Below are 2277 nucleotides of genomic sequence, written 5' to 3'. Positions count from 1 at the left end.
TAGCTCAGTCGGTAGAGCGGCCGGCTGTTAACCGGTTGGTCGCAGGTTCGAGTCCTGCCCGCGGAGCCAGAAGGCCCCCTTTAGGGGGCCTAGGTCTTTCTGATGGTCAAGAGGCAGGGTATAATTGCGGATGGCACCCACAGGGTGCCGGGGGCCAGCCGGGCCCGGAAAGGAGGTGAGGACGGTTAACGTGCGGCAGTACGAGGTTAGCGTTGTGCTAAACCCCAGCCTGGAGCAGAGCCAGCTCGCCCTGGAAAAGGAGATCATCGCCCGGGCGCTGGAGCGATTCGGAGCCCAGGTGGTGAAGACCGAGGAGTGGGGGGTACGCCGTCTGGCCTACCCCATCGCCAAGGACACCCAGGGGTACTTCATCTTTTATACGGTGAACATGCCCCATGACCAGGTGGCCGCCCTGGAGAGGGAGCTCCGCCTGCGGGACAACGTGCGCCGGGTGATGATCGTGCGCACCGCCGCGCCCCAGCTCGCCTCGTAGCGCCATAAAATGGGCCTATGGCTAGAGGCTTGAACCGCGTTTACCTGATCGGAACCCTGACCGCCCGTCCGGACATGCGCTACACCCCGGGGGGAATGGCGGTCTTGGAGCTCACCCTGGCGGGGAACGACCTCGTGCAGGACGAGACCGGCATTCGGGAAATCCCCTGGTACCACCGGGTGAAGCTCTTAGGCCGGCAGGCGGAGCGGTGGGGGGATGCCCTCGAGGCCGGTCAGCCCTTGTTCGTAGAGGGGCGGCTGGAGTACCGCACCTGGGAGGCTGAGGGCCAGAGGAAAAGCATCGTGGAGATCCGCGCGGACTTCCTGGACCCCTTGGACGGAAGGCAGATGGAAACGGTGGAGGACGCGCGAGGCCAGATGCGGTTGCGAAACGCCCTCAACCAGGCCATCCTGATGGGAAACCTGACCCGGGACGCGGAACTCCGCTACACCCCCCAGGGCACCCCGGTGGCCCGCATGAGCCTGGCGGTCAACGAACGGCCGCGGGGGCAGGCTGGTTTGGGGGGCGAACCCCGAGCTGCTTCCCGAAGGGAACACTGGGAGGAAAAAACGCATTTCCTCGAGGTTCAAGCCTGGCGGGACCTGGCGGAATGGGCGGGGGAGCTTAGGAAGGGCGAGCCCATTTTGGTCATCGGTCGGTTGGTGAACGACTCCTGGACGAGCTCTACCGGGGAGCGCCGCTACCTCACCAGGGTGGAGGCGACCCGGCTGGAGCGGCTCACCCGTGGGTCTGGACAGGCCGGCGGACCCAGACCCCAAAAGGACCGTACGGGTGGGGTGGACATCGAAGAAGGTCTGGAAGACTTCCCGCCGGAGGAGGATTTGCCGTTTTGAGCAAGGAGAAGAACCAAACCAAGCAAAAGGCCGCCGCGCGCCCAGCCGGCAAGGCCCAGCTGCAGCGGCGCTCCCGCAAGGCCAAGGTTAAGGCCACGGTGGGGGCGTTTGACCTCCTGGACTACAAGAACGTGGAGGTCTTGAAGAAGTTCCTGTCCGAGACGGGGAAGATCCTTCCCCGCCGCCGAACGGGGCTTACAGCCAAGGAGCAGAGGATTCTGGCCCGGACCATCAAGCGGGCCCGGGTGCTGGGGCTCCTCCCCTTCACCGAGAAGCTGGTCCGGAAATAGGGGGTGAAGGATGAAGGCGACCAAGGTCATTCTTCTCGAGCCCCTGGAGAACCTAGGGGAGGTGGGCCAGGTGGTCAATGTCCGGCCCGGCTACGCCCGCAACTACCTCATCCCGCGGGGCCTGGCGGTTTTGGCCACGGAGAGCAACCTAAAGGCCCTCGAGGCCAAGATCCGCGCCCAGGCCAAGCGGGCCGCCCAACGAAAGGAGGAGGCCCTGCGGCTTAAGGAGGTCCTGGAAACCCTCACCTTGACCCTTCCGGTCCGGGCTGGGGAGACGAAGATCTACGGCTCGGTGACCGCCCGGGACATCGCCGAGGCCCTCGAGCGGCAGCACGGCATCGCCATAGACGCCAAGCGCCTCCAGCTGGAAAGGCCCATCAAGGAGCTGGGGGAGTACGTCCTCGTCTACAAGCCGCACCCTGAGGTGGCCATCCAGCTTAAGGTGAGCGTGGTGGCCCAGGGGTAAGGGCTCCTCTTGGCGTTCCGAGAAGCCAAAAGCCTGCGCCGGGGTTTACCCCGGCGCTTTTGTCCAGGCCCGAACCGGTTTTGAGCGGGGTTTACCCTTGCCCGCTCACCAAGACCTCCGGACCGATCTCCTCCAGCCCCCCGATCCCCGAAAGGGTAAGGGTGAGCTCCATCT

The 2277-nt window shown here is 65.1% G+C and carries 4 protein-coding genes; all 4 read left to right on the top strand.

Annotated elements, in window-relative coordinates; translation table 11 throughout:
* The first annotated feature begins 190 nt into the window (after positions 1-190).
* The 4 genes from rpsF to rplI are packed head-to-tail and all read left to right on the top strand — an operon-like array spanning position 191 to position 2103.
* The gene (gene rpsF, locus C4301_RS09770; RefSeq protein ID WP_352414879.1) at positions 191-493 is read left to right on the top strand and encodes a 30S ribosomal protein S6; all 303 of its coding nucleotides are present in this window, start codon (positions 191-193) and stop codon (positions 491-493) included.
* A gap of 17 nt (positions 494-510) precedes the next feature.
* Entirely contained in the window at positions 511-1347 is an 837-nt protein-coding gene (gene ssb / locus C4301_RS09765; RefSeq protein ID WP_352414878.1) for a single-stranded DNA-binding protein, read from the top strand.
* Positions 1348-1406: 59 nt separating this feature from the next.
* The gene (gene rpsR, locus C4301_RS09760; protein WP_503012428.1) at positions 1407-1637 is read left to right on the top strand and encodes a 30S ribosomal protein S18; all 231 of its coding nucleotides are present in this window, start codon (positions 1407-1409) and stop codon (positions 1635-1637) included.
* A gap of 10 nt (positions 1638-1647) precedes the next feature.
* A complete protein-coding gene (rplI, locus tag C4301_RS09755; RefSeq protein WP_352414876.1) occupies positions 1648-2103 on the top strand; it encodes a 50S ribosomal protein L9 in 456 nt (151 codons plus the stop codon).
* Positions 2104-2277 lie beyond the last annotated feature (174 nt).

This window comes from Thermus sp. (assembly GCF_040290245.1).
Lineage (GTDB): Bacteria > Deinococcota > Deinococci > Deinococcales > Thermaceae > Thermus_A.
The sequence above is the reverse complement of the archived record's forward strand: the minus strand, read 5'-3'. Positions and strand labels throughout refer to the sequence as shown.